Source organism: Microbacterium sp. ABRD28 (assembly GCF_003850245.1).
In the GTDB taxonomy this organism is placed as follows: domain Bacteria; phylum Actinomycetota; class Actinomycetes; order Actinomycetales; family Microbacteriaceae; genus Microbacterium.
Genome location: NZ_CP031015.1, coordinates 3,081,695 through 3,102,206 on the forward strand (window position 1 = coordinate 3,081,695; position 20,512 = coordinate 3,102,206).

Annotated in this window: 24 protein-coding genes; 10 read left to right on the forward strand and 14 right to left on the reverse strand. The window is 71.1% G+C overall.

Annotated features, from left to right (window positions below; genetic code table 11):
* Window positions 1-46: 46 nt before the first annotated feature.
* On the reverse strand, window positions 47-322 hold the full coding sequence (locus DT073_RS14875; RefSeq protein WP_124294098.1) for a hypothetical protein: 276 nt from the start codon (window positions 320-322) through the stop codon (window positions 47-49).
* A gap of 144 nt (window positions 323-466) precedes the next feature.
* On the opposite strand from DT073_RS14875, the gene glsA reads away from it, so the two are divergent.
* A complete protein-coding gene (glsA, locus tag DT073_RS14880; RefSeq protein WP_124294099.1) occupies window positions 467-1,396 on the forward strand; it encodes a glutaminase A in 930 nt (309 codons plus the stop codon).
* Window positions 1,397-1,469: 73 nt separating this feature from the next.
* A complete protein-coding gene (locus tag DT073_RS14885; RefSeq protein ID WP_124294100.1) occupies window positions 1,470-1,877 on the forward strand; it encodes a GNAT family N-acetyltransferase in 408 nt (135 codons plus the stop codon).
* Here DT073_RS14885 and DT073_RS14890 read toward each other — a convergent pair.
* The 3 genes from DT073_RS14890 to DT073_RS14900 all read right to left on the reverse strand — a co-directional run bounded on the left by DT073_RS14890 (window position 1,861) and on the right by DT073_RS14900 (window position 3,559).
* Window positions 1,861-2,373: a DUF1990 domain-containing protein gene (locus tag DT073_RS14890; protein ID WP_124294101.1), complete on the reverse strand. Its 513-nt coding sequence runs from the start codon at window positions 2,371-2,373 to the stop codon at window positions 1,861-1,863. The two genes, DT073_RS14885 and DT073_RS14890, sit on opposite strands and share 17 nt — an antisense overlap.
* A 51-nt stretch (window positions 2,374-2,424) precedes the next feature.
* Window positions 2,425-3,180: a YidC/Oxa1 family membrane protein insertase gene (locus DT073_RS14895; protein WP_124294102.1), complete on the reverse strand. Its 756-nt coding sequence runs from the start codon at window positions 3,178-3,180 to the stop codon at window positions 2,425-2,427.
* A 100-nt stretch (window positions 3,181-3,280) separates the two neighbouring features.
* Complete coding sequence (locus DT073_RS14900; RefSeq protein WP_124294103.1) at window positions 3,281-3,559, reverse strand: DUF6412 domain-containing protein; 279 nt, start codon at window positions 3,557-3,559, stop codon at window positions 3,281-3,283.
* A gap of 181 nt (window positions 3,560-3,740) precedes the next feature.
* On the opposite strand from DT073_RS14900, the gene DT073_RS14905 reads away from it, so the two are divergent.
* Entirely contained in the window at window positions 3,741-3,950 is a 210-nt protein-coding gene (locus DT073_RS14905; protein ID WP_124294104.1) for a hypothetical protein, read from the forward strand.
* A 15-nt stretch (window positions 3,951-3,965) separates the two neighbouring features.
* Here the strand turns inward: DT073_RS14905 and DT073_RS14910 are convergent, their stop codons facing one another.
* The gene (locus DT073_RS14910) at window positions 3,966-5,177 is read right to left on the reverse strand and encodes a glycosyltransferase (protein WP_124294105.1); all 1,212 of its coding nucleotides are present in this window, start codon (window positions 5,175-5,177) and stop codon (window positions 3,966-3,968) included.
* Between the two features lie 92 nt (window positions 5,178-5,269).
* On the opposite strand from DT073_RS14910, the gene DT073_RS16100 reads away from it, so the two are divergent.
* The 4 genes from DT073_RS16100 to DT073_RS14920 all read left to right on the forward strand — a co-directional run bounded on the left by DT073_RS16100 (window position 5,270) and on the right by DT073_RS14920 (window position 7,986).
* Window positions 5,270-5,464, forward strand: a complete 195-nt coding sequence (locus DT073_RS16100; protein ID WP_240638633.1) for a hypothetical protein — start codon at window positions 5,270-5,272, stop codon at window positions 5,462-5,464.
* Between the two features lie 15 nt (window positions 5,465-5,479).
* Window positions 5,480-5,716 (forward strand): GNAT family N-acetyltransferase, encoded by a 237-nt coding sequence (locus DT073_RS16105; RefSeq protein ID WP_353681956.1) that lies wholly within the window; start codon window positions 5,480-5,482, stop codon window positions 5,714-5,716.
* A 2-nt stretch (window positions 5,717-5,718) separates the two neighbouring features.
* The gene (locus DT073_RS16165; RefSeq protein WP_276310437.1) at window positions 5,719-5,841 is read left to right on the forward strand and encodes a hypothetical protein; all 123 of its coding nucleotides are present in this window, start codon (window positions 5,719-5,721) and stop codon (window positions 5,839-5,841) included.
* Between the two features lie 66 nt (window positions 5,842-5,907).
* Window positions 5,908-7,986: an NAD(+) synthase gene (locus tag DT073_RS14920; protein ID WP_124294106.1), complete on the forward strand. Its 2,079-nt coding sequence runs from the start codon at window positions 5,908-5,910 to the stop codon at window positions 7,984-7,986.
* 21 nt (window positions 7,987-8,007) lie between these two features.
* On the opposite strand, the gene DT073_RS14925 is transcribed toward DT073_RS14920, so the two are convergent.
* From DT073_RS14925 to DT073_RS14935, 3 genes are all read right to left on the reverse strand, one after another.
* Entirely contained in the window at window positions 8,008-8,565 is a 558-nt protein-coding gene (locus DT073_RS14925) for a hypothetical protein (RefSeq protein ID WP_124294107.1), read from the reverse strand.
* 301 nt (window positions 8,566-8,866) lie between these two features.
* Complete coding sequence (locus DT073_RS14930; RefSeq protein ID WP_124294108.1) at window positions 8,867-9,277, reverse strand: hypothetical protein; 411 nt, start codon at window positions 9,275-9,277, stop codon at window positions 8,867-8,869.
* Window positions 9,278-9,386: 109 nt separating this feature from the next.
* The gene (locus DT073_RS14935; protein WP_164478212.1) at window positions 9,387-10,562 is read right to left on the reverse strand and encodes a phosphotransferase; all 1,176 of its coding nucleotides are present in this window, start codon (window positions 10,560-10,562) and stop codon (window positions 9,387-9,389) included.
* Window positions 10,563-10,652: 90 nt separating this feature from the next.
* On the opposite strand from DT073_RS14935, the gene DT073_RS14940 reads away from it, so the two are divergent.
* Both DT073_RS14940 and DT073_RS14945 read left to right on the forward strand, forming a co-directional pair.
* The gene (locus DT073_RS14940) at window positions 10,653-12,221 is read left to right on the forward strand and encodes a sensor histidine kinase (protein ID WP_164478213.1); all 1,569 of its coding nucleotides are present in this window, start codon (window positions 10,653-10,655) and stop codon (window positions 12,219-12,221) included.
* Window positions 12,222-12,231: 10 nt separating this feature from the next.
* Window positions 12,232-12,888 (forward strand): response regulator transcription factor, encoded by a 657-nt coding sequence (locus DT073_RS14945; RefSeq protein ID WP_124294110.1) that lies wholly within the window; start codon window positions 12,232-12,234, stop codon window positions 12,886-12,888.
* 167 nt (window positions 12,889-13,055) lie between these two features.
* Here DT073_RS14945 and DT073_RS14950 read toward each other — a convergent pair whose 3' ends face one another.
* From DT073_RS14950 to DT073_RS14965, 4 genes are all read right to left on the reverse strand, one after another.
* Complete coding sequence (locus DT073_RS14950; protein ID WP_124294111.1) at window positions 13,056-14,528, reverse strand: MFS transporter; 1,473 nt, start codon at window positions 14,526-14,528, stop codon at window positions 13,056-13,058.
* Window positions 14,525-14,713 carry a hypothetical protein gene (locus DT073_RS14955; RefSeq protein ID WP_124294112.1) on the reverse strand — a complete coding sequence of 63 codons (189 nt, stop codon included), beginning with the start codon at window positions 14,711-14,713 and terminating at the stop codon, window positions 14,525-14,527. Before DT073_RS14955 ends, DT073_RS14950 begins: the two co-directional genes overlap by 4 nt.
* A gap of 138 nt (window positions 14,714-14,851) precedes the next feature.
* On the reverse strand, window positions 14,852-17,908 hold the full coding sequence (locus DT073_RS14960; RefSeq protein WP_124294113.1) for an AAA family ATPase: 3,057 nt from the start codon (window positions 17,906-17,908) through the stop codon (window positions 14,852-14,854).
* On the reverse strand, window positions 17,905-19,059 hold the full coding sequence (locus DT073_RS14965; RefSeq protein WP_124294114.1) for an exonuclease SbcCD subunit D: 1,155 nt from the start codon (window positions 19,057-19,059) through the stop codon (window positions 17,905-17,907). The genes DT073_RS14960 and DT073_RS14965 overlap by 4 nt, the downstream gene beginning before the upstream one ends.
* An 89-nt stretch (window positions 19,060-19,148) precedes the next feature.
* Between DT073_RS14965 and DT073_RS14970 the strand changes: the two genes are divergently transcribed.
* Window positions 19,149-19,910, forward strand: a complete 762-nt coding sequence (locus DT073_RS14970) for an alpha/beta fold hydrolase (protein ID WP_164478214.1) — start codon at window positions 19,149-19,151, stop codon at window positions 19,908-19,910.
* Window positions 19,911-19,914: 4 nt separating this feature from the next.
* Here the strand turns inward: DT073_RS14970 and DT073_RS15885 are convergent, their stop codons facing one another.
* Complete coding sequence (locus DT073_RS15885) at window positions 19,915-20,229, reverse strand: hypothetical protein (RefSeq protein ID WP_164478215.1); 315 nt, start codon at window positions 20,227-20,229, stop codon at window positions 19,915-19,917.
* Window positions 20,229-20,489, reverse strand: coding sequence for a hypothetical protein (locus tag DT073_RS14980; protein ID WP_124294115.1), 261 nt, complete (start codon window positions 20,487-20,489; stop codon window positions 20,229-20,231). Before DT073_RS14980 ends, DT073_RS15885 begins: the two co-directional genes overlap by 1 nt.
* Window positions 20,490-20,512 lie beyond the last annotated feature (23 nt).

The window sequence follows — 20,512 nt, forward strand, 5'->3', positions numbered from 1 at the left end:
CACCGTGGTGACCACGGCCGACATGCGCCCGCTGCCCCCGCAGCGGTCAGGCCTGCGCCTGCCCGTCCTCCTCCGGCTCGAAACTCGACCGCTCCCCCGTGTGACCGGCGGCGACGCCGTCCGGCTCGTCCGGAATCGTGCCGTCCTGCCCCAGCCCGCCCTTCTTCACGTCGCCCTCCGAGCTGTCGGAGCGCGCCGCATCCACCGTCGACTCCTCGGAGGGAGGCTCGTCGTCACCCAGCGGCATCTCGATGTCAGGTCCCTCGTAGCCTTCGTCTTCGGCGGCGACAGGGTCGTGGCCGTGCGATTCGTGAGTCATCATGAGCGCCTTCCTGTAGGTCACGTCCAGCGTCCACCCGTCCCGTCGCGAATGAGACGGGGTTGACAACCGCAGGCGCTCACCTGATGCAGCTTTCGTGGTCGCTCGGATCGAACCGCGGCGACGGAACCGTGACAAGGTCGATTCATGACCGCCACCGCAGACCCGAGCTCGTACGACCTCGACGCGCTGCGCTCGCGCGTCCTCCCCCACGACGACGGGACCGTCGACGACAGCATCCCCCGCCTTGCAGATGCCGACCCCGGGCTCTGCGCCGTCGCCCTCGCCCTGAAGGACGGCACCGTGCGCAGCAGTGACGACTCCGACGCGCCCTTCACGATGCAGTCGTCGGTGAAGCCCTTCCTCTTCGCCCTGGCCCTCCTCGACACCGACGGTGAGGCGCTGCACCGGGTCGGCATCGAGCCGACCGGCGAAGCGTTCGATGCGATCAAGCTCGAAAGCGGTACCGGACGTCCGCCGAACCCGATGGTCAACGCGGGCGCGCTGCTCACCGCCTCCCTCGTCGACGGCGGCGATGTCGAGGCCAGAACCGACCGAATCATCCGCGGACTCTCCGCGTTCGCCGGCCGACCCCTCGAGATCGACGAGCGCACCGCCGGCGAGGAGCGCGAGCACGGCGAACGCAACCATGCCCTCGCGCACCTCATGCGTTCCGAAGACACCCTCCACGTCACCGCCGATGACGCCGTCGAGGTCTACGGGAGGGCGTGCGCCGTGCTGCTCGACGTCGAGGCCCTCGCGGTGATGGGTGCCACCCTCGCCTTCGGCGGTGTGAACCCCGTGACGGGCGAGCGCGTCGTGCCCGCGCCGGTCGCGCGCGACGTCATCTCGGTCATGGCGACGTGCGGGGTCTACGACGGCTCGGGAACATGGATGCGACGCGTCGGCGTCCCCGCGAAATCCAGCGTCTCGGGAGCCATCGTGCTCGCCGCCCCCCGAATGCTGGGGGCCGCCGTCGTGAGCCCGCCCCTGGACGAGCAGGGCACGAGCGTGCGAGGGCGGATCGCCAGCGAGATGCTCAGCGACGACCTCGGGCTACACGTCTTCGCGACGTAGCGAGCGACGATTCGGGCCGCGGTCTTTGCATCGGCCTGATCGCAACCTCGCCGCATCCCGCGACAATGAGCGGATGGAGTACGACGTCGACGACGATCCCGGGCGAATTCAGACGGACGCCGTGTGGGCGTGGCTGTCGACCGAGGCGTACTGGGGTCGCCAGCGCACCCGCGCCGACGTGGAGACGCAGATCGCCGGCGCCTGGCGCGTGGTCGGTGCCTACCGCTCAGACACCGGCGAGCAGGTGGGCTTCGCGCGTGCCGTATCCGACGGTGTCACCTTCGCCTACCTCGCCGACGTCTTCGTGAACGCGGCACACCGCGGGAGTGAGCTCGGCAAACGGATCGTGCGACTCATGATCGACGAGGGGCCGGGAAGGGACTTCCGCTGGGTCCTTTTCACCGGCGACGCGCACGGCCTCTACGCCCAGTTCGGGTTCGAGGCGCCTGACGCCACGGCGATGGTCAGGCCGGCGCGGTGAATCCGGGAGAATCGAGCGTCGCGAGATAGCGACGCGTCATGTACGCCTGGAACCGGCGCGCCACCGGCCCGCCCAGCCAGGTGAACCACCGGCCCGGGCGCGAGAATGCGGTGATCGTGAAGACGACGTCGCCCGAGGAATCGAGCCGGAGCTCGAAGCGCTCCTCGCCGCGCTCGGGATGCCCGGGGAGCGTCCCGTAGGCGAAGCCACACGCATCGATCTCCCGCTCGGCCCACACCACCAGGCACGGGATCGGGAAGACGAACGGGCCGAGTCGCAGCCGCATCTCGACGCGTGTCCCCGCACGCAGCGGCGTCTCCGACATCCGCACCTCCGCACCGGCTCGGCGCTGCACCGCGCCGGCGAACAGCAGGTCGGCCGCGCGGTCGAAATCCACACGACCGTGCCCGATCACCCGCCGCAGGCGGGTGTGGTCGTAGCCGGCGGGGAGCGCGCCACCCGTCGCGCCGACCTCGGCATAGGTCAGGTCGTCCACGCCTCCACGCTAGGCGCCCGCGGGGCGCCGCGGCCCGGCATCCGCCCTTCCTCAGGTGCCCGTGCCCGGCTCGATCGGGAACCTCCGTCGCAGCACGAGTCGCTGCACAAGGGTCCACGCGACGGTGACGAGGAGGTAGAGCGCTGCGGCGAGGGGGACGAAGATCGCGACCACGGCGGTTCCGAACTGCAGGAACCCCGCCATTCGCGCGAGCGCCTCACCGCCGGGAACTTCCTCTGACGCCGCGACCTCGGGCCGGAAGAGCCGGCGTGTGACCTCGGCGATGAGAAGGATCAGCACGAGGACGACTCCGAAGACGAGAGCGGCCGACGCCGTGGCCGTGCCGCTCACGATCGATCCCGCAAGGCTCGCACCGAGCGGCACGCCGAACAGCTCCTCGCTGAGGAGCGCGTTCGGGTGCCCCGCGATCACCGGATAGAGGAACAGTGCGTAGACGACACCGACGATCGGTGCCTGCACGAGCACGGGGGCACAGCCGGCCAAGGGCGAGGCCTTCTCGTCGGCGTAGAGCTTCATCGTCTCGCGCGACATCCGCTCTCGGTCGTTCTTGTAACGCCGCCGGAGCGCTTGCAGCTTCGGCGCCAGCCGGGCGCGCGTCTGCTCGGCTCGCGCCTGCGCGATGCCGGTGGGAATCAGGATCGTGCGCACCGACAGAGTCAGCACGACGACGGCGAGAGCAGCGGATGCCGCACCGGCGACGGGCTGCAGGATGTCGGCGAGTGCCATGAGCAGCCCGTACGCCGCGTCGAGGATGGCCGCGATGGGGGGAAAGGAAAGAAGGTCCACGGTGAGTCCGTTCGTCGATGGGGAGGGGTCGCGGAACGGCCGCGACGAACATCGACGAAGACGGAACGACCCGCGAGCGCGGGCCGGAGGACGTCGAGTGCTACGCGGCCGAAGCCGCGGCACCCGGAGCGCGCGAACGGATGTGCCCGGCGGCATCCGGATCGCTTTGGGCCACCGACACGGAGATGTCGATGGCGCGCTCGGTGCCGGAGCGCGATGCGCCGCGTTCGAGCAGCGACGCGGTCGTCAGCAGCAGTGCGACGAGGAGAGCGGAGGCGGCGACCAGTACCCAGACGGCCGCGGAGTCGGACGGACTCAACACGACGACGCCCGAAAGCGTCAGCAGCACCTGGAAGAAGGAGGTCACCGCGTCGACCATCGCGTTGCTCCTCCCCTGGACCCGCTCACGCTAACACGGAGGGAGAGGAGGCAGGCGAAGCGTCAGGAGTGCGACCCCATACCGGAATCCGCGCGTCGTCTGGCTGTAACGCGCACGTCTTACGATTCGACCAGGCCGAGGCCCTGTTCTGTCGATCCGATTGCGAGACGAGGTGAGAAGCGTGACCGCACCCCAGTACGAGATGAGCGTGTGGGAGCGCTACGCCACCGAGTTCGCCCTCGTGTTCGCCGACACCCCCACCCGCATCCGAGCCGTGCGCGAGGCCTACTTCGTGCACGGCTTCGACGTCGACCTGATCGAGCAGATCAGCGGCTTCCCGATCTGGCGGATCCGGCAGGCGATCCGCACGGGACCGTCCCGTCGCGACTGAATGGATGCCGCGCCATCACCCCGCGACGACCGACTCGAGGTGATCGACGACGCCGGCCGCGCCGGGCTCGCGACGGAGGGTGTCGCCAAGGGCGGCGGCGCGCTCGCGCATGACGCCGTCACGCAGCATCCGGTCAAGGGCCCGGCTCAGGACATCCACCGTCAACCGCGACTGCGGCACAGGGGCCGGTGACACGCCCAGGCGGTGGGTGCGGCTTCCCCAGAACGGTTGATCTGCGCCGAACGGCGCGATGAAGGTCGGCACCCCTGCGCGAAGCGATGCGCCGGTCGTTCCTGCGCCGCCGTGGTGCACCGTTGCCGCGACCCGGGGGAACAGCCAGCCGTGCGGCACAGCAGTGACGGCACGGATGTCGGGGGTCGGCGATGTCCCAGCCAGACCACCCCACCCGGTGAGCATCACCGCGCGGACGCCGACAGCCGTGACGGCCCGTGCAACGGTGTCGAACAGTCGCTCGGGCGCCGGGCCGAGCATGCTGCCGAAGCCGATGCTCACGACCTGGGAGGACTCGTCGAGGAACGACGCCAGCTCGGGCGGGATGTCGACGGCGGCATCGCCCGGAAGCGCCCACCAACCCGTGGCGATCCGTCGCGTCGCGCGGTCGGAGGCCACCGGCACGACGGAGGCGCTGAAGCCGTAGACGATCGAGGGAAGCACCACCGGGGGCGTCGTCGCGACACCGAGCGCCCGACGCGCGACACGCTCGGGGCCGGCGAGCAGGGCGGTGGTCCCGACCCGCGTCACGACGTGCGACAGTCGGCGGCCAGGCGGTCCGAGCCGATCGAATCGCGGAGCCAGTGGTCCGGGGTAGTCGCGGCTCGGGGCGTCGAGCGGCTGCAGGTGCGCGCGCAGGAGCGGCACCTGCAGTGCTGCAGCGACCGGGCGGGCAAGGCCCATGCCGCCGATGCCGGCCATGATCAGATCGGTCCCCTCGGCGGCATCGCGCACGTCACGCGCCCAGACGGGCACGAGCCCCTCGACGTGACGGCCCATCTCGCGCAGCGACGAACGGTCGGCGTGCGCCGAGATGGCCTCGCGATCGACACCGGAAAGGGGGATGAAGCGGATGCCGGCCTGAGTGAAGGCGGTCGCGTAGTCATCGGGTGCTGCCGCCCGCACCTCGTGGCCGCGTTTCGCGGCCTCGATCCCGAGCGCCAGATAGGGTTCCACCCCGCCACGGGTGTCGTTGGCGATGATCGTCACATCCACGATGCCATTATGTGCAGTGACTGTAAGTTATGTCGACCCGTGGTCCCGCGGCGACCACCGCCGATGTCGCGCCCCCTCGCTATCGTTCCGGCATGAATGAACTCCGACTGGCCGAACTCGACGCGGACAATCTCGCAGGGGCGATACGGATTCCTCCCGGCGTAGGCGAGAAGGCGTACGTCGCGCCCGTCGTCTTCTCCATCGCCGAGGCGTACGTCACTCCGACGGCCTGGCCACGCGTCATCCTCGATGGTGACACCGTCGTCGGCTTCGTGATGGCCAATTAGGATCCCGACAATGAGATCCCTGCCTTCCGCGGCGGCATCTGGCGTCTCAACGTGGCCGACGAGGCGAAGGGCCGCGGCGTCGGCCGCTTCGCCGTGGAGGCAGTCGCGGCCGAAGCGCGCCGTCGCGGCTATGACGAGATCACCGTTCTCTGGGACCCGGCTCCCGACGGCCCGGAGCAGTTCTACCTGCGCGTGGGCTTCGAGAAGACCGGCGAGCTGTTCGGCGAGACCGTCGGAACCCGGAAGGTGTGACCGTGACCGAGACGAGAGCTGCGGTCAGGATGTGGCGGGGCGCCGTTGGCACAGAGCACGGCGACCAGTACGTCGCCTACGTCGAGCGCGACAAGGCGGTGCGTCACTGGGTTCAGACGTTGTGACCTTACCGCGCAGACGACCGCCGCACGGGGGCTTGCCGGACGAGACCCGCCTGCCAGACTGAGGGCATGAGCCTGCCGTTCGAGAGCGCCTACCGTCACGGCTTCGCACGCGCCGCGGCCTGCACCATCCCGGTCGCCATCGCCGACCCGGCGACCAATGCCGCCGCGGTTCTCGAGACCGTTCGCGCGCTCGACGCTGACGCGGTCGCCGTCGCGCTCTTCCCCGAGCTGTGTCTCACGGGATACGCCATCGACGACCTCTTCCTTCAAGACGCCGTGCTCGACGGCGTGGTCACCGCCGTCGAAGCGCTCGTCGCGGCATCCGAAGATCTCATGCCCGTGCTCGTCGTCGGCGCGCCTCTTCGGCACCGCAACCGCCTCTACAACTGCGCGGTCGTGATCCACCGCGGCGAACTGCTCGGTGTCGCGCCGAAGTCGTACCTTCCGACGTACCGCGAGTTCTACGAGCGGCGCTGGTTCGCACCGGGAGACGACCAGCGCGGCGAAGACATCCAGGTCGGCTCTCTCCAGGCGCCCTTCGGGCCCGACCTGCTCTTCGAAGCGCTCGACGTGCCCGATCTCGTGATCCATGCCGAGGTCTGCGAAGACCTCTGGGTGCCCATTCCGCCGTCGTCCTCGGCGGCGCTCGCGGGTGCCACGGTGCTGCTGAACCTCTCGGGGAGCCCGATCACGATCGCACGCGCCGACGACCGGAAAGACCTCTGCCGATCGCAGTCGCTGCGCTGCCTCGCCGGCTACGTGTATGCCGCGGCAGGCATGGGCGAGTCGACCAACGACCTGTCGTGGGACGGGCAGACGATGATCTACGAGGGCGGCAACCTGCTCGCCGAAACCGAGCGCTTCCCCGACGGACCCCGCCACGCGGTGGCGGACATCGATCTCGATCGGCTCCGCCAGGACCGGATGCGACAGGGCACCTTCGACGACAATCGCCGCACCCTGCACGCTGACGAGATGTTCCGCACCGTGCACTTCCGCCTCGACCCGCCGGCGCGCGACATCGGCCTCCGACGCGTGCTCGACCGCTTCCCGTTCGTACCTGACGATCCCGCACGCCTCGCCCAGGACTGCTACGAAGCGTTCAACATCCAGGTCTCGGGCCTCGAGCAGCGGATGCGCGCGATCGGCGGGCCGAAGCCGGTCATCGGCGTGAGCGGCGGACTCGACTCCACGCACGCCCTCCTCGTCGTGGCGCGGGCGATGGATCGGATGGGACGCCCGCGCAGCGACATCCTCGCCTACACGATGCCGGGGTTCGCGACCTCGGATCACACGAAATCCAACGCCATCGCCCTCGCCGAGGCCATCGGCGCCTCGATCGAAACGATCGACATCCGGCCCGCCGCGACCGAGATCCTGAAGGGCATCGACCACCCGTTCTCGGGTGGCGAGCCGGTCTACGACGTCACGTTCGAGAACGTGCAGGCCGGCATCCGCACCGACTTCCTGTTCCGCCTGGCCAACCAGAACGGCGGCATCGTCATCGGCACCTCCGACCTGTCCGAGCTGGCGCTCGGGTGGGCGACGTACGGCGTCGGCGACCAGATGAGCCACTACGCCGTCAACGCCGGGGTGCCGAAGACGCTCATCCAGCACCTCATCCGCTGGGTGATCTCGCGACCGGCGACCGAGGGCGGGTCGACGGCGCTGTCCGATCGGGCGGTCGAGGTGCTGCAGTCGGTGCTCGACACCGAGATCAGCCCCGAACTGGTGCCGGCGGGCGAGGATGGTGAGATCCAGTCGACCGAGAGCAAGATCGGCCCCTACTCGCTCAACGACTTCACACTGTTCCACGTGCTGCGCTACGGCCTGCGGCCGTCGAAGATCGCCTTCCTCGCCGAACGCGCGTGGAGAGATCCCGATGCTGGGGCGTGGCCGCCCGGCTTCCCCACCGACGACCGGTACGCCTACGAGCTTCCCGAGATCGTGCGGTGGCTGCGGAACTTCCTGCAGCGCTACTTCGCCTTCGCCGAGTTCAAGCGGTCGGCGATCCCGAACGGACCGAAGGTCTCGCCCGCAGGCTCGCTGTCACCGCGGGGTGACTGGCGCGCGCCGTCGGATGGCAACGCCGCAGCGTGGCTGGCCGAGCTCGACGCGGCGCTGCCGCAGTTCGCCGGCGACTGAGGGTCGGAGGGTCGGCACGCGTCAGAGCCCGGTGTCGCGCACCCCGACACGGTCGGGGATGTCGAAAGCGAGCCGCGGCAGCCACGTCTCGGGCTCCGGCCAGGGGCGCGACGACGGCAGAGCCGCGAGAAGGCGCCGCAGCGCAGCATCCCTCGGCGACGTCGGCGACGCTGCCGGCAGCACACGACGCGGAGCGCGGTATCCGAGCGCGCCGCACCACCAGTGCCGCCACGTGTCGTCGGCGTCGGCGGGGTCGAGCACGATGTAGTAGTCGGGCATGATGGCCGCGCCCTCCTCGAACTGGGCGAGGGCGTTCTCGACCTCGACCTCGAGCACACCCAGGGTCGAGCGGGCCTCGAACAGTTCGACCCAGGCGGCCGCGACGTGCTCGAGAGGGTCGGCATCGTGGACCACGAGAGGGGCGGATGCGGCGGCGATGCGCCGCGCGCCGAGAGCCGGCTCGCTCCCCTGCAGGCTGAGAGTCTCCACGCCGGGGACGCTGGAGAGAACGTGCAGCGCCTCCTCCGAGGCGGATCCCACGACGGCGACGACGGTTCCAGAAGCGGATAGTGACACCATGCTTCACATTACGTCGGGGTCGGGCGGGCGGCACGGAACGTGCGCGAGTCGCAACGAGAACGTAACGCGCCGCCGCGCCGCAGTGTTGCGCCGCCCGGCCACGCCGCGATCGTTCGTCCGTCGCAGATGTACGCAAAACGGCCCGGTTCCCGTGCATCTGCGACGAACGAACGGGAGAGGGGGACGCGGGGCGCGGGGTGGGGGCGGGTAGAGGTGTGGGCGCGGGCGTGGGGGCCGCGCCCACCCATGCGCAGAGGGGATGACCTCGCGGTCATCCCCTCTGCTTTGCGGGGGGCTGGGATCAGCTGTTCGCCGAGGCCACGGAGCCCGCCGACGGAGCCGACGCGGGCGAGTCGGCGGGGGCCGGTGCCGGGGCCGCCGGGGCGGGCGGGGGCACCGGGGTGGGGGCGCTCACCACCGAGACCGAGCTGGCGGGGGCCGCCGGGCTCGCGGGCGACGGGATGTCGGCCGTCGGCGACGGAGTCGGCGAGGCCGCCGAGACCACGGTGGCCGAGGTGTCGGTGACGCTCATCTGCACGCCGGTGCGGTCGAGGACCGACCCGCCCGGGCCGACGATCGAACCGCCCGGGACGGTGGTGCCATCGGTGGACTGCAGGTTCATCGAGGCGGCGGTGGCGGCGGCTGCGCCGCCGACGAGGGTCAGTCCCATCGCGCCGGCGATGCCGTAGGTGAGCCACTTCTTCTGGGCCATGTCTGTTCTCCTTCGTCTGTCCGCCGGGACTCCGGGGGGTCGGCCCCGGCGGTGATTCCAGCATGCCGAGCCCGACTAAGCCGTTTCCAAGGCGTTCATGAGACACCTCTTACGTTCTCAAGGCGACAGGGCGACGCACCTTCCCGGAGGGATCGAGCACCTCCTCCGCGAGGGTGAGGAGGTCGTCCGGGGCACCGTCCTGTCGGTCTTCTCGGCGATCGCGTTCCTGGGCACCGAGCACCTGCCCGAGAAGCAGGGTCGCGACCCGTGCCCGCACCGGATCGCTCCCCCACCGCGCGAGCGCGCCATGCGCGAGTTCCCACACGCGCTCGTCACGGTCTTCGGGGGTGAGATACGCGCTCGCAACGGCGTGCGCGATGAAGGCTGCCGCGTCGTCGGCGGGGTCGCCGCGGCCGGTGGTGTCGACGTCGATGAGGCCCGAGATGGCGCCCTCATCATCGAGGAACAGCTGGCCGAAGTGCAGGTCACCGTGCACGGTCACCCGCGGATCGACGTCTCGCCAGACACGCGCGATCCTGTCGAGCAGGCGCGCCACGCGCGCGGCCCGGACCGGGTCGGCTCCGTCGCGGAAGCGCGCGGCGTACCAGTCGCGCCGGTCAGCGAGCCCGACCCGCGCCGCATGGTCGAGGGGCACCGTGGCGAGGGCCTCACGCAGCCGATCGACGGCGTCGAGCAACGCAGGCGGTTGCCACACGACATCCGGAGCTGGGGTCCCCCGCGCCTGGTCGAGCACGATGAGGCCGTCCGATGACCAGCCGACCAGGTCAGCCATCGGGATGCCCGCGTCGGCGAGGCTCCGGTGCGTTCCGACGATGCGGTCCAGACGGCTCGGCGGCACCACCTTGATCCATCGCGCGCCGTCCTCGACGTCGACCCGCAGCACCGCCCGCCGCCCGGCGCGGTAGCCGACGATGCGCGGCGGCGCGATGGCGGTGATGCCGAGCCGGGCGAGAAGGGTCTCCGCTGCCTGCGAGAACGCGGCCGGCGCGAGCGCCGGCAGATACGGGTCGGCGGGGTGGACCCAGATGCGGCACTCGGGCGCCGCGGGGCTGCCCAGCAGCATCCCGGTCTCCTCGATCACCACTCTGCGCGACGTGTCGACGAAGTAGGTCATCGACGCGGAGCCCGCAGGAGTCACCTCGAAACCGGTGATCGACCCCGCACCGAACGGCTCGCGGCTGATGAGCACCACCGGGGTGTCGGCGGCGAGCTCGAGCGCGTCGCGCAGCAGCTCGGCCTCACCCGCGGATGTGGAGAGGGTCATCCTCCGATTCCAGCACGGATGCCGCGGCTCGGTCATGAGACCTCTCTTAGGCTTCGACGGCCGAGCAGGGCTCCCCTCGATACTGGAGGGGTGACTCTCCCGCCGACCCCGCCGAGCCGCCGCCGGTTGCCGGTGCTGTCGGTGCGGGCCCGGATCATCCTCGCCATCACGCTCGTTGCGGGTCTCGGCATGGTCGTCGTGGGCGCCGCGGTGTACCTCGAGGAACGCGGACGGATCCTCCGTCAGGTCGACGACCTCCTCAGCGCGAACCTCGAAGCCGCCAGGTTCCTCGTCGAGCAGGGCGACGCGGACACCGGCACCTGGGCGTCGACCGAGAGCGCCCTCGCCGCTGTCGTTCAGCGCGCAGCACCCGATGACAACACCGGCGTGATGGGCCTGGTCGCCGGGGAACCGCGCCTCGTGCCGGGCGTGCCGCTCGATGTCGATCTGCGCGACGCGGCCGGCTTCGTCGCCCATGTGAACGGGGTGACCGCCGGCGGAGAGCCCTACATCGGAACGTATGCCGAAGACGGGGTGACGTGGCGCTTCCTTGCAACCCCCATCGAGGTGGCGGTCGAGGGCAGCGCCGTGACGGGAAGCGGAGAGGACGCGGTGTTCGTCATCGCCTACGATCTCGACGCCGAGCTCGCCGAGATCGACGCGGCCGCACGCGTGTGGATCATCGCCAGCACCATCACGCTCATCGCCATCGGCGCTGTGGCCGCGCTCGTGACCGGGCGCCTGCTGCGGCCACTCCGGCAGATGCGCGAAACCGCCGAGCGGGTGTCGGCACAATCACTGTCGGAGCGCCTGCCGATCTCGGGACGAGACGACGTCTCAGAGCTCGCGCGCACCATGAACGACATGCTCGACCGCCTCGATCAGGCCCTCGAGTCGCAGCGCCGGCTGCTCAGCGACGTCGGGCACGAGCTGAAGACGCCGATCACGATCGTGCGCGGCTATCTCGAGGTGGTCGACCCTGACAGCCCGACCGATGTGCGCGAAACCCGTGACCTCGCCGTCGATGAGCTGGAACGGATGGGTCGACTGGTCCAGGACCTCGCCGCCACCGCAGCCCTGCACGGGCCGGCCCCGGTGAAGCCCGTGCCGCTGGACGCCGCGGATCTCATGCGCCAGATCACCCGCAAGGCCGAGGGCATCGCGGGAGCGGAGGTGGGGGTCGGAGGTTTCGCCGAAGTGGTCGCCGTGCTCGACGCCGCTCGGGTGACCCAGGCGGTGCTCCAGTTGGCCCAGAACGCGGTGACCCACGGCGGTGGACGCATGGTGCTCTCGAGCCGGCGCGTAGGCGATCAGCTGGAGATCTCGGTGCGCGACTTCGGTCCGGGCGTGCCCGATGGCGAGAAGGCCGCGATCTTCGACCGCTTCCACCGCGGTGCAGCCTCGGCCGAACAGGCGGGGAGCGGACTCGGCCTCAACATCGTGCAGGTGATCGCTCGCGCTCACGGTGGTCGGGCGAGGGTGGAGGATGCCGCGGACGGCGGCGCCCTCTTCGTGATGTCGCTGCCCGTGGTCGACGGGCCGACGCCCCGGCTGGTCATCCCGCCGCGACCGCCGCTGCCCGCGTGGGCCGCCGCGGGTACGCCCGGTGGCGCCGAAGGATCGGGGCCGCGGCGGCCCGACGCCGAAGTGAGCGCGTGAGGAGGACGACGTGGCATCCATATTGATCGCCGATGACGAGGCCCGCATCTCGGGATTCATCGACAAGGGTCTGCGCGCCGCGGGGTTCGCCACGCGCGTCGCGCCCACCGGCCCCGAAGCGCTGACCCTGGCGCTCAGTGGTGAGTTCGACCTGCTGGTGCTCGACGTGAACCTGCCCGGCATGGACGGCTTCCGGGTGCTCGAAGAACTCCGCGGCAGCGGATCGTCGATGCCGGTCATCATGCTCACCGCTCGAGTGGAGCTCGAAGACACCGTCGCCGGCCTCGAGGGCGGCGCCGACGACTACCTCGGCAAGCCGTTCCGCTTCGACGAGCTGGTCGCCCGGATCCGACTGCGCATGCGCCGCGATGAGACCGTCGCCCCCACGCAGGTGAACCACCGCGACCTGGTGCTCGACATCCGCACCCGGCGTGCGCACGTGGGCGGAACCGCGGTGGAGCTGTCGGCCCGGGAGTTCGCCCTCGCCGAGGAGCTCGTGCGCCATGCCGGGCAGGTGCTCAGCCGCGAGCAGCTGCTGAGCCGGGTCTGGGGGTTCGACTTCGACCCCGGCTCGAACGTCGTCGACGTCTACATCGGTTATCTGCGCCAGAAGCTCGGCCCGGGCCGCATCGAGACGATGCGCGGGGTCGGCTATCGCCTCACCTGAGAGCGGCGGAATCGCGGCCAGGCGACGACGCGGCCGGTAGGCGCTTCGGAGAATCGGGCGAACTTCGGAGTGAGCGGACGTCGCGCTCCGACGTCCGCTCGCATCTCCGAAGCCGGACACTCGACGAGGCGGCAGGACGGGCCGGCGAGGTGAGCCGCGGCGGGCGGTCAGCTCTCGGCGGCCGCCGCCTTGCGCTTGGCGAGGTCGAGGATCGACACGATCAGGGCGAGGGTGAGGAAAGCGGCAACCGACAGCATCCCGAACAGATACGCGTCGTGATAGACGACGAGGTCATCGGCGGTGCCCTGCTCGCGGTTGATCGTGGCGTAGAAGAGCGAGAGCGCGACCGCGGTGCCCACGGCGGTGCCGATGCGCTGGCCGAGCTGGCCCACCGAGCCGGCGACACCGCCCTGCTTGACGGGGATCTCGGCGAGAGTGAGGGTCTGGTTCGGCGCGATGACGAGACCACCGCCGAAGCCGCCGACGATCATCACCGCGGCCATCAGGTACGGCGTGAGGGCGGGAGCGGAGAAGACGGCGGCGGTCACGAGCCCGACCACCGAGACCAGCACTCCCACGACGCCGAAAACCACCACGGGGCGCCCGAATCGGGTCACCAGGTTGCCGCCGACCCACGACGCGATCGCGCTCGCAAGCGCGAAACCGATCGAGACCATGCCGGCGAAGACGGGCTCGAGGCCGAGTCCGAACTGCAGGTAGAGCGTCGTCAGCAGGAAGAGCGCAGGAAGCGCCGTGAAGTAGGTCGTCTGGATGATCGTGCCGTTGCGGTACGAGCTGATGCGGAAGAGTTTCAGCGGGATGAGCGGCTGACCGCCGCGCGCCGCGTACCGGCGCTCCCAGAGGAGGAACAGCGTGAGGAAGGCTGCGAAGGCGACGAGCAGCCACCAGCGGGCGGGGTCGTCGTCGGGCGACCCGGTGGTGAAGAGGAACGGCCACATCAGCGAGAGCACGGTCAGCCCGAACAGCAGCAGGCCGACGGGGTCGAGCTGCACCTTGCGTGCCGACGGGGTGCGGGTGTCGGGCAGCAGCCACAGCACGAGCGCGATCGCGATGAGGCAGAGCGGCACGTTCATCCAGAAGATGAGGCGCCAGCCGTCGGTCTCGCCGCCGAGCGCGATGAGGAGACCGCCGATCGTGGGACCGAAGGCGGTGGCGATGCCGATCGTCGCGCCGAAGAGACCGAACGCGCGGCCGCGCTCCTTCCCCTGGAAGAGCTCCTGGGCGGTGCCGAGCACCTGGGGCATCTGGATGCCGGCCGCGACACCCTGCAGCAGGCGCGCGATGAGCAGCACCAGCGCATTGGGCGCGAGGGCGCACAGGATGCTGGTGAGGGTGTACAGCGCCAGGCCGACCACGAACAGGGTGCGGCGTGATCGCTGATCGCCGAGTCGCCCCATCGGGACGAGCGTGAGGCCGAAGGTCAGGACGAAGCCCGAGACGATGAGCTGGACCTCGGTCGACCCGGCGCCCAGGCCCGTCTCGATCGACGGCAGGGCCACGTTGACCTTGGTGAGGTCGAGGATCGTGAGCGCGGCGACGGCGACGCACACCCAGAACGCCTGCCACTTGCGGGCGTTCGAGAGCGGGATGATCGCAGTCGTCGGCGCGCTCGAGGTCACGGCCGCTCCGACCCGTCCCGGGTGAAGACGGCGCGGAGCACGAAGAAGACGATCACCGCGACGATGGCGACGACGATCAGCTTGCCGATGAACCAGAGCAGCGAGAAGAGGATATTGACGAGGAACCACGCGATGACGATCGCGACGATCACTCCGATGACGGTCCAGATCGTGCCCTTGTTCACCCGGATAGCCTACGCCCGGCCGCGCGGGGAGGACGCGCCGTGCTCCGGTGACCGGGCGGCCGCCGTCGAGAAACCACGTCTGCGCCGAGACACCGGCCGGACGCGTGGTGTCTGGGCGTGAATGTGGTTTTCCGGCGCTCAGGCCGAGAGAAGGGATGCCGCGACGGCGGCGTCCTGCCGGATGACGCTCGGCCCCTGTGGTGTGGCCCGCACGTGCAGCTGCGCGGCGATGCGTTCCTTCATCGTCGCGACGTGGCTGATGAGTCCCACAGTGCGCCCGCCCTGGCGGAGCTCGTCGAGCGTCGCCATGGCCAGCTCGAGGGTGTCGTCGTCGAGGGAGCCGAAGCCCTCATCGATGAACAGGGTGTCGAGTCTCACCCCGCCGGCGCGCGCGGTGACGACCTCCGCGAGCCCGAGCGCGAGCGCGAGCGACGCGAGGAAGGTTTCGCCGCCCGACAGCGAGTGCGCGGGGCGTGCGGCGCCGGTATGCGCGTCGAGGATCTCGAGGCCGAGACCCGACGCCGCACCACGGGCCGCGAGCGCGTCGGTGTGCCGCAGCTGGTATCGACCCGACGACATGTCGCCCAGCCGCAGATTCGCCGCGGCGACGATCTCCTCCAGTTCGGCGGCGAGGACGAACGACTCCAGGGTCATCCGGTGGGTGTTGGGCGCGCGGCCGGCGACGGTGTCGGCCAGCCGCGCGACGATCTGGTGCTCGTCGGCGAGCTCCGCGACGTCGCCGAGGGCGGCGCGGGCGCGGTCGCGCAGGGTGCGGAGCCGCTCCGCGGTCGCCCCGGCATCGGCGGCCGCGTCGACGGCGGCGACCCACGCGTCGCGCGCGGCGGCCAGGGCCGATTCCGCCGCCGAGACGTCCACGAGCTCCTCGGGCTCTCCCGCGAGGGCGAGCTCGAGGTCGCGAAGACGGTCGCGCTCGGCGCGGAGCGCCGCCTCGTGGGTGCGGATGCGTTCGTCGAGCGCGTCGCGCGCGGCAGCCGTCCGCAGGGCGTCACGTGCGGCGACCACGTCGGGGAAGCCGGATGCCGCCACCCGGCCGTCACGGTCGACCGCGGCGCGATCGGCCGCGGCCGCTGCGGTCTCGCCGACCCGTCGGGCAGCGGCGAGACGAGTGGCGCGGTCGCGTCGCAGCGTCGTGGCGTGAACGCGCGCGGCGACGGAGTCGTGGTCGCCGCGTGCCGCGGCGACCACGCGGCGCTTCTCGCGCAGTCCCGCCTCGCGGGCGGACACCTCCTCGCGCAGGGCGGCGAGGTGAGCGGCCAGTCGCTCTCGCTCCTGTGCGGCGTCGGCCTCGAGCACCGTGAGCGTCTCCAGCGTCGCCAGGAGCCGATCGCGCTCGGCGACGGCGGCTTCGCCGGCGGAGACGGCAGCCTCCGCCGCGCCCAGCGCGGCCGCCGCGTCATCGAGCTCGAGGCCACCCGCCCGCGCCGCGGCGGCGGCCTGCGCCTCGCGCGCGGCGCGGAACTCCTCGGCCGCGCGGCGCGCCCGCTCGGCCGCCTGCTGCTGCGCCGCCTCGGCACGCTCGATGTCGCCGTCGGAGACGGGTTCGCTCGTCGGCTCCGCCGGATGCGGGTGTTCGGCCGATCCGCACACGGGGCAGGGTTCACCGTCGACGAGGTCGGCGGCGAGCGAGCCGGCGCGGTCGGCGGCACGGCGGCGCAACAGCGACACCACGGCCTCGTTCGCTGCCGCCGCAGCCTCGGCGGCAGCGAGCGACGCCTCCTCGGCGATGACCGTGAGCGGAGCGAGATCGGCGGCCTGGGCGGCCGCGTCGCGACGGACCTGCGCCTCGTCGCGGCGCGTGCGCGCGGCATCCACACCCGCGGCGGCGTCGCGCACCGGAGCCAGCTCGACGTCGACGGCGGCCCGCTGCACGGGAATCCGCGCCCGATCGGCGTCGAGACGGGCGATCAGCTCCTCCTCGTCGCGGATGCGGGCGACGTCGTCCGCGAGCGCCCGCTCGGCGGCATCCATCGTCTTCTCGACGATCTGCGCCTCGCGCCACACCGCCAGATCTCCGGTCAGCTCCAGCACAAGGGCGTCGAGCTCGTCGAGTGAGAACGCGGAAAGATCGTCGTCCTCTCCCGTGATTCTGAGCTCATCCACCAGCATCTGCACGGCCGCCGCAGCGGTCGTGCGCTCGGCATCGGCTGTGTCGGCCGCGTCGAGCGGTGCGCGCAGCGCCTCGGCATCGCGCGCGGTCGCAAGCTCGCGGCGCGCGAGGTCGACTGCCGGGATCTCGGCCTCCAGCTCGGCCAGCGCACGACGCGAGCGCGCCCGGTCCTCCTGCATCTGGCGGAGGCGCAGCACCCCTGCGTGGTGGTCTTCTGCGCGGCGGTGCGCGGCCTCGGCGGCGTCGCGGGCGTTGCGCAGGGTCTCGGCGCGATAGTCCGCGGGCTGCGCGCCCCGCTCGACAGCCTCGAGACGTGCACCCACGGCGAGCGAGCTCGACGGCGGCGGCGCGCCGGCATCGTCCGTGGCATCGTCGCCGGAGGATTCATCCGGCTCTCCGACGGGGAGCAGCCGCTCCGCCTCACCCAACAGCAAGACGGCTGCCCCCGTCGCGTCGGCGACCTCCCGCTCGACGGCGCGCCGGCGTTCCTCGAAGGCGTGGAGGTAGTCCTCGTAGGTGCGGGTGCCGAAGAGGCGCCGCAGCAGTTTCTGCCGGTCATCGTTCTTCGCCAGGAGAAACTCGGCGAACCGGTTCTGCGCGAGGAGGATCACCTGCAGGAACTGCTGCTGACTGAGACCCAGGATCTCGTCGAGCTCCATCCCGACCTGGCGGGGCCCGCTCGCGAGTCCTCGCCATGCACCGTCGACGAGTTCGGCGAGCTCGGCGTCGGCAGCGACGACGGTGAAGCCCTCCCCCCGGCGCTTACGACGCGGGTAGTCCGGTGATCGGGTGACGCGGAATCGACGACCCCCGGTGGAGAATTCCACGGCGACGCTCGTGGGGTCATCCGGCCCGCAGTGATCGCTGCGCAACCGCTTCTCGGCACCGTCGTAGCGCGGCACACCGCCGTAGAGGGCGAAGCAGATGCCGTCGAGCACGCTCGACTTGCCCGCCCCCGTGCGCCCGGAGATGAGGAAGATGCCGTCGGCCCCGAAGGCGTCGAGATCGACGACCTGACGCTCGCGGAACGGCCCGAATCCCTCGAGTTCGATGCGGTGGAGTTTCACGCGCTGACCTCTGCGGCGACGCGCTCGTCGACGACGTCGGCGATGATCTCGCGCTCACGCTCGCCGGCGCCCTCGCCGTCGCGGACGTGGGCGAGGAACGCGTCGATCAGTTCACGGTCGTTCCGGGCGGCTCGGACGCGCCGGGCATACGTCGATCCGTCGTCCGCACGTGCCCCCTCGGGCGCGTGCGTCACCGTGGCGCAGTGCGGGAAGCGCGCACGCAGGCGCCGCATCGGATCGGTCTGAGGGGTCGGATCGGTGTACTGCACGCCCACCCACGCGTTTTCCCACGCGGCGTACTCGGCGGCGGTGAGGAGATCGTCCAGCCTCCCGCGCAGCGTGACCAGCCGGCGGGGCACCGGGAGGTCGAGCCACGTGACGGCCGCGAGTCCGTCGGCGTCGAGGTCGATCAGCCACGAACCGCGCGGCTTGTCGGCCTCGCCGAAGCTGTAGTGCAGCGGCGCCCCGGCGTAGCGGACCGCGTCGGACAGCCGCTGCCGCCCGTGGATGTGCCCGAGAGCGACGTAGTCGAACCCGTCGAACGCCGCGAGCGGCACCACGTCGAGCCCGCCCTGCTGGATGTCGCGCTCGAGGTTCGGGGTCGGCTCCACACCCGCGGCGAAACAGTGCGCGATCGCCACCGAGCGGCCCCCGCGCGCGGCGAGGTCGGTGCGGATGAGGCCGATCGCCTGATCGAGGGCCTGCGCCTGGGACCGCACCTCCACGCCCGCCCAGAGGTGACGAACGAGCGACGGTTCGAGGAACGGGATGCCGTAGACGTGCACCGGACCGTGCTCGTCGTCGATGGTCACGGGTCTGCCGACGTCGGCGGGGTCGGTGAGGACGTGGATCCCGTCGCGCAGCAGACCGGCCTGGAACCCCAGCCGCGCCGCGGAGTCGTGGTTGCCGCTGGTGACCACCACACGGGCACCGGCGTCGCTGATGCCCACGAGGGCATCGGTGAGCAGCCGATAGCAGTCGGCGGCCGGCGCCGCCGAGTCGAAGACATCCCCCGCCACGATCACCAGATCGACATCGGTCTCACGCACCTGGGTGATCAGCGCGTCGAGCACGCCACGCAGCGCATCGAGGGTGGAATGGCCGTGGAACGACCTCCCGATGTGCCAGTCGGAGGTGTGCAGGATCCGCATGTCCCACACCGTATGCGCAGCCGCCGACATCGCCCCGCTGCACCCCCGCGGTTCGCCGGAAACACCGGGCTCACCTAGTGTCAGGAGCAATGAGCGACGCCCCCACCTTCGCGATCGAGCGGTTCACCCACGCCGGAGCGACGCTCGTCGCGCAGGAGTCCGGTGAAGGCCGTGACCTCTTCGTCCTCATCCACGGCATCGGCATGGGGCGATCGGCGTTCGCCGAGCTGGAGGGCCTTCTCGACGACATCGGCCGCGTCGTGGCCGTGGACCTCCCGGGGTACGGCGAGACACCGGAACCCGGCCGCGTGCTGTCGATGGCGGAGAACGCCGACGTCGTCGCCGCCTATCTCAGCGATCTGACCTCCGGCGAAGAGAGCCCCCGCATCGTCGTCCTCGGCCACTCGATGGGGGCGCAGGTGGCGCTGGAGGTCGCCGCGCGGCATCCGCACCTCGTCGACGCCCTCGTGCTCGTCGGCCCGACCGTCGAACCGGGCGCACGATCGACCCTGCGTCAACTGTGGCGGCTCATCCGAGACATCATCCCCGAGAGCCCGCGCGTGATCGCCGTCGGGGCGCGGGAGTACCTGCGAGCGGGGCCGCGCCTGCTCGCCAAGGTGCGTGCGGTGATGGTGCACCGGCCCGAAGACACCGCCCGGCAGGTGACGGCGCCTGCGCTGGTGATCCGCGGCGAGCGCGACATCCTGGTGCCCGTGGAATGGGCCCGTCACCTGACGGAGGCGCTTCCCCACGCATGCTTGCGCGAAGTGGCCGAGTTCGGCCACGAAACCATGATCCGTAACGCCGGCCCGACCGCGACCCTGATCCGCGAGTTCCTCGCGGATCAGTGACCCCTCAGGCCTCTTCGTCGCCGGTCGTCACCTGCTCGGCGAGATCGTCGACCTCGTCGTCGGACGCCCGCCCGCCGACGTCTTCCACGCGCTCGCGCAGGTCGTCCTCCACCTTCTCGGGGTCGGGGTCGGAGGCCTCGGCCCGCGCCTCGGCGGCGGCGACGGCGCGCTCGGCGACGTCGTCTTCGGATCCGGATGCGGCGGTGTCGGCCGGCTCACCGGCCGGATCGGATGCGGCATCCTCGGGCGCCTGAAGCGGCTCGGCGGGTGGGATGCCGATTCCCACGGCCTCGTGGTCGGGTCCGCGCGTGTCGGCCATCAGTCCTCCTCGGTCTGGTCGTCGGTGGAGAGGTCGGGGTCGAGACCCTGTGTCGGAACGTCGCTCTCGATCTCCCCGTCAGAAGCCTTGTCAGGGCCGTCGGGAATGGTCTCGGGGTTGACCGGCAGACCCGAGCGGTCGAGCGCCTCGGAGTCGGCGCCGGCGCTGCTGCGCTCGGCGGCGGCGGTGTCGTGCTGATCGCCGTATCCCCCGGCGGGGTCGGCGTTGATCACGCCCTCGGGCAGGTCTTTGTCGTCCATGCCGCCATCCTGCTCTCCGCGGC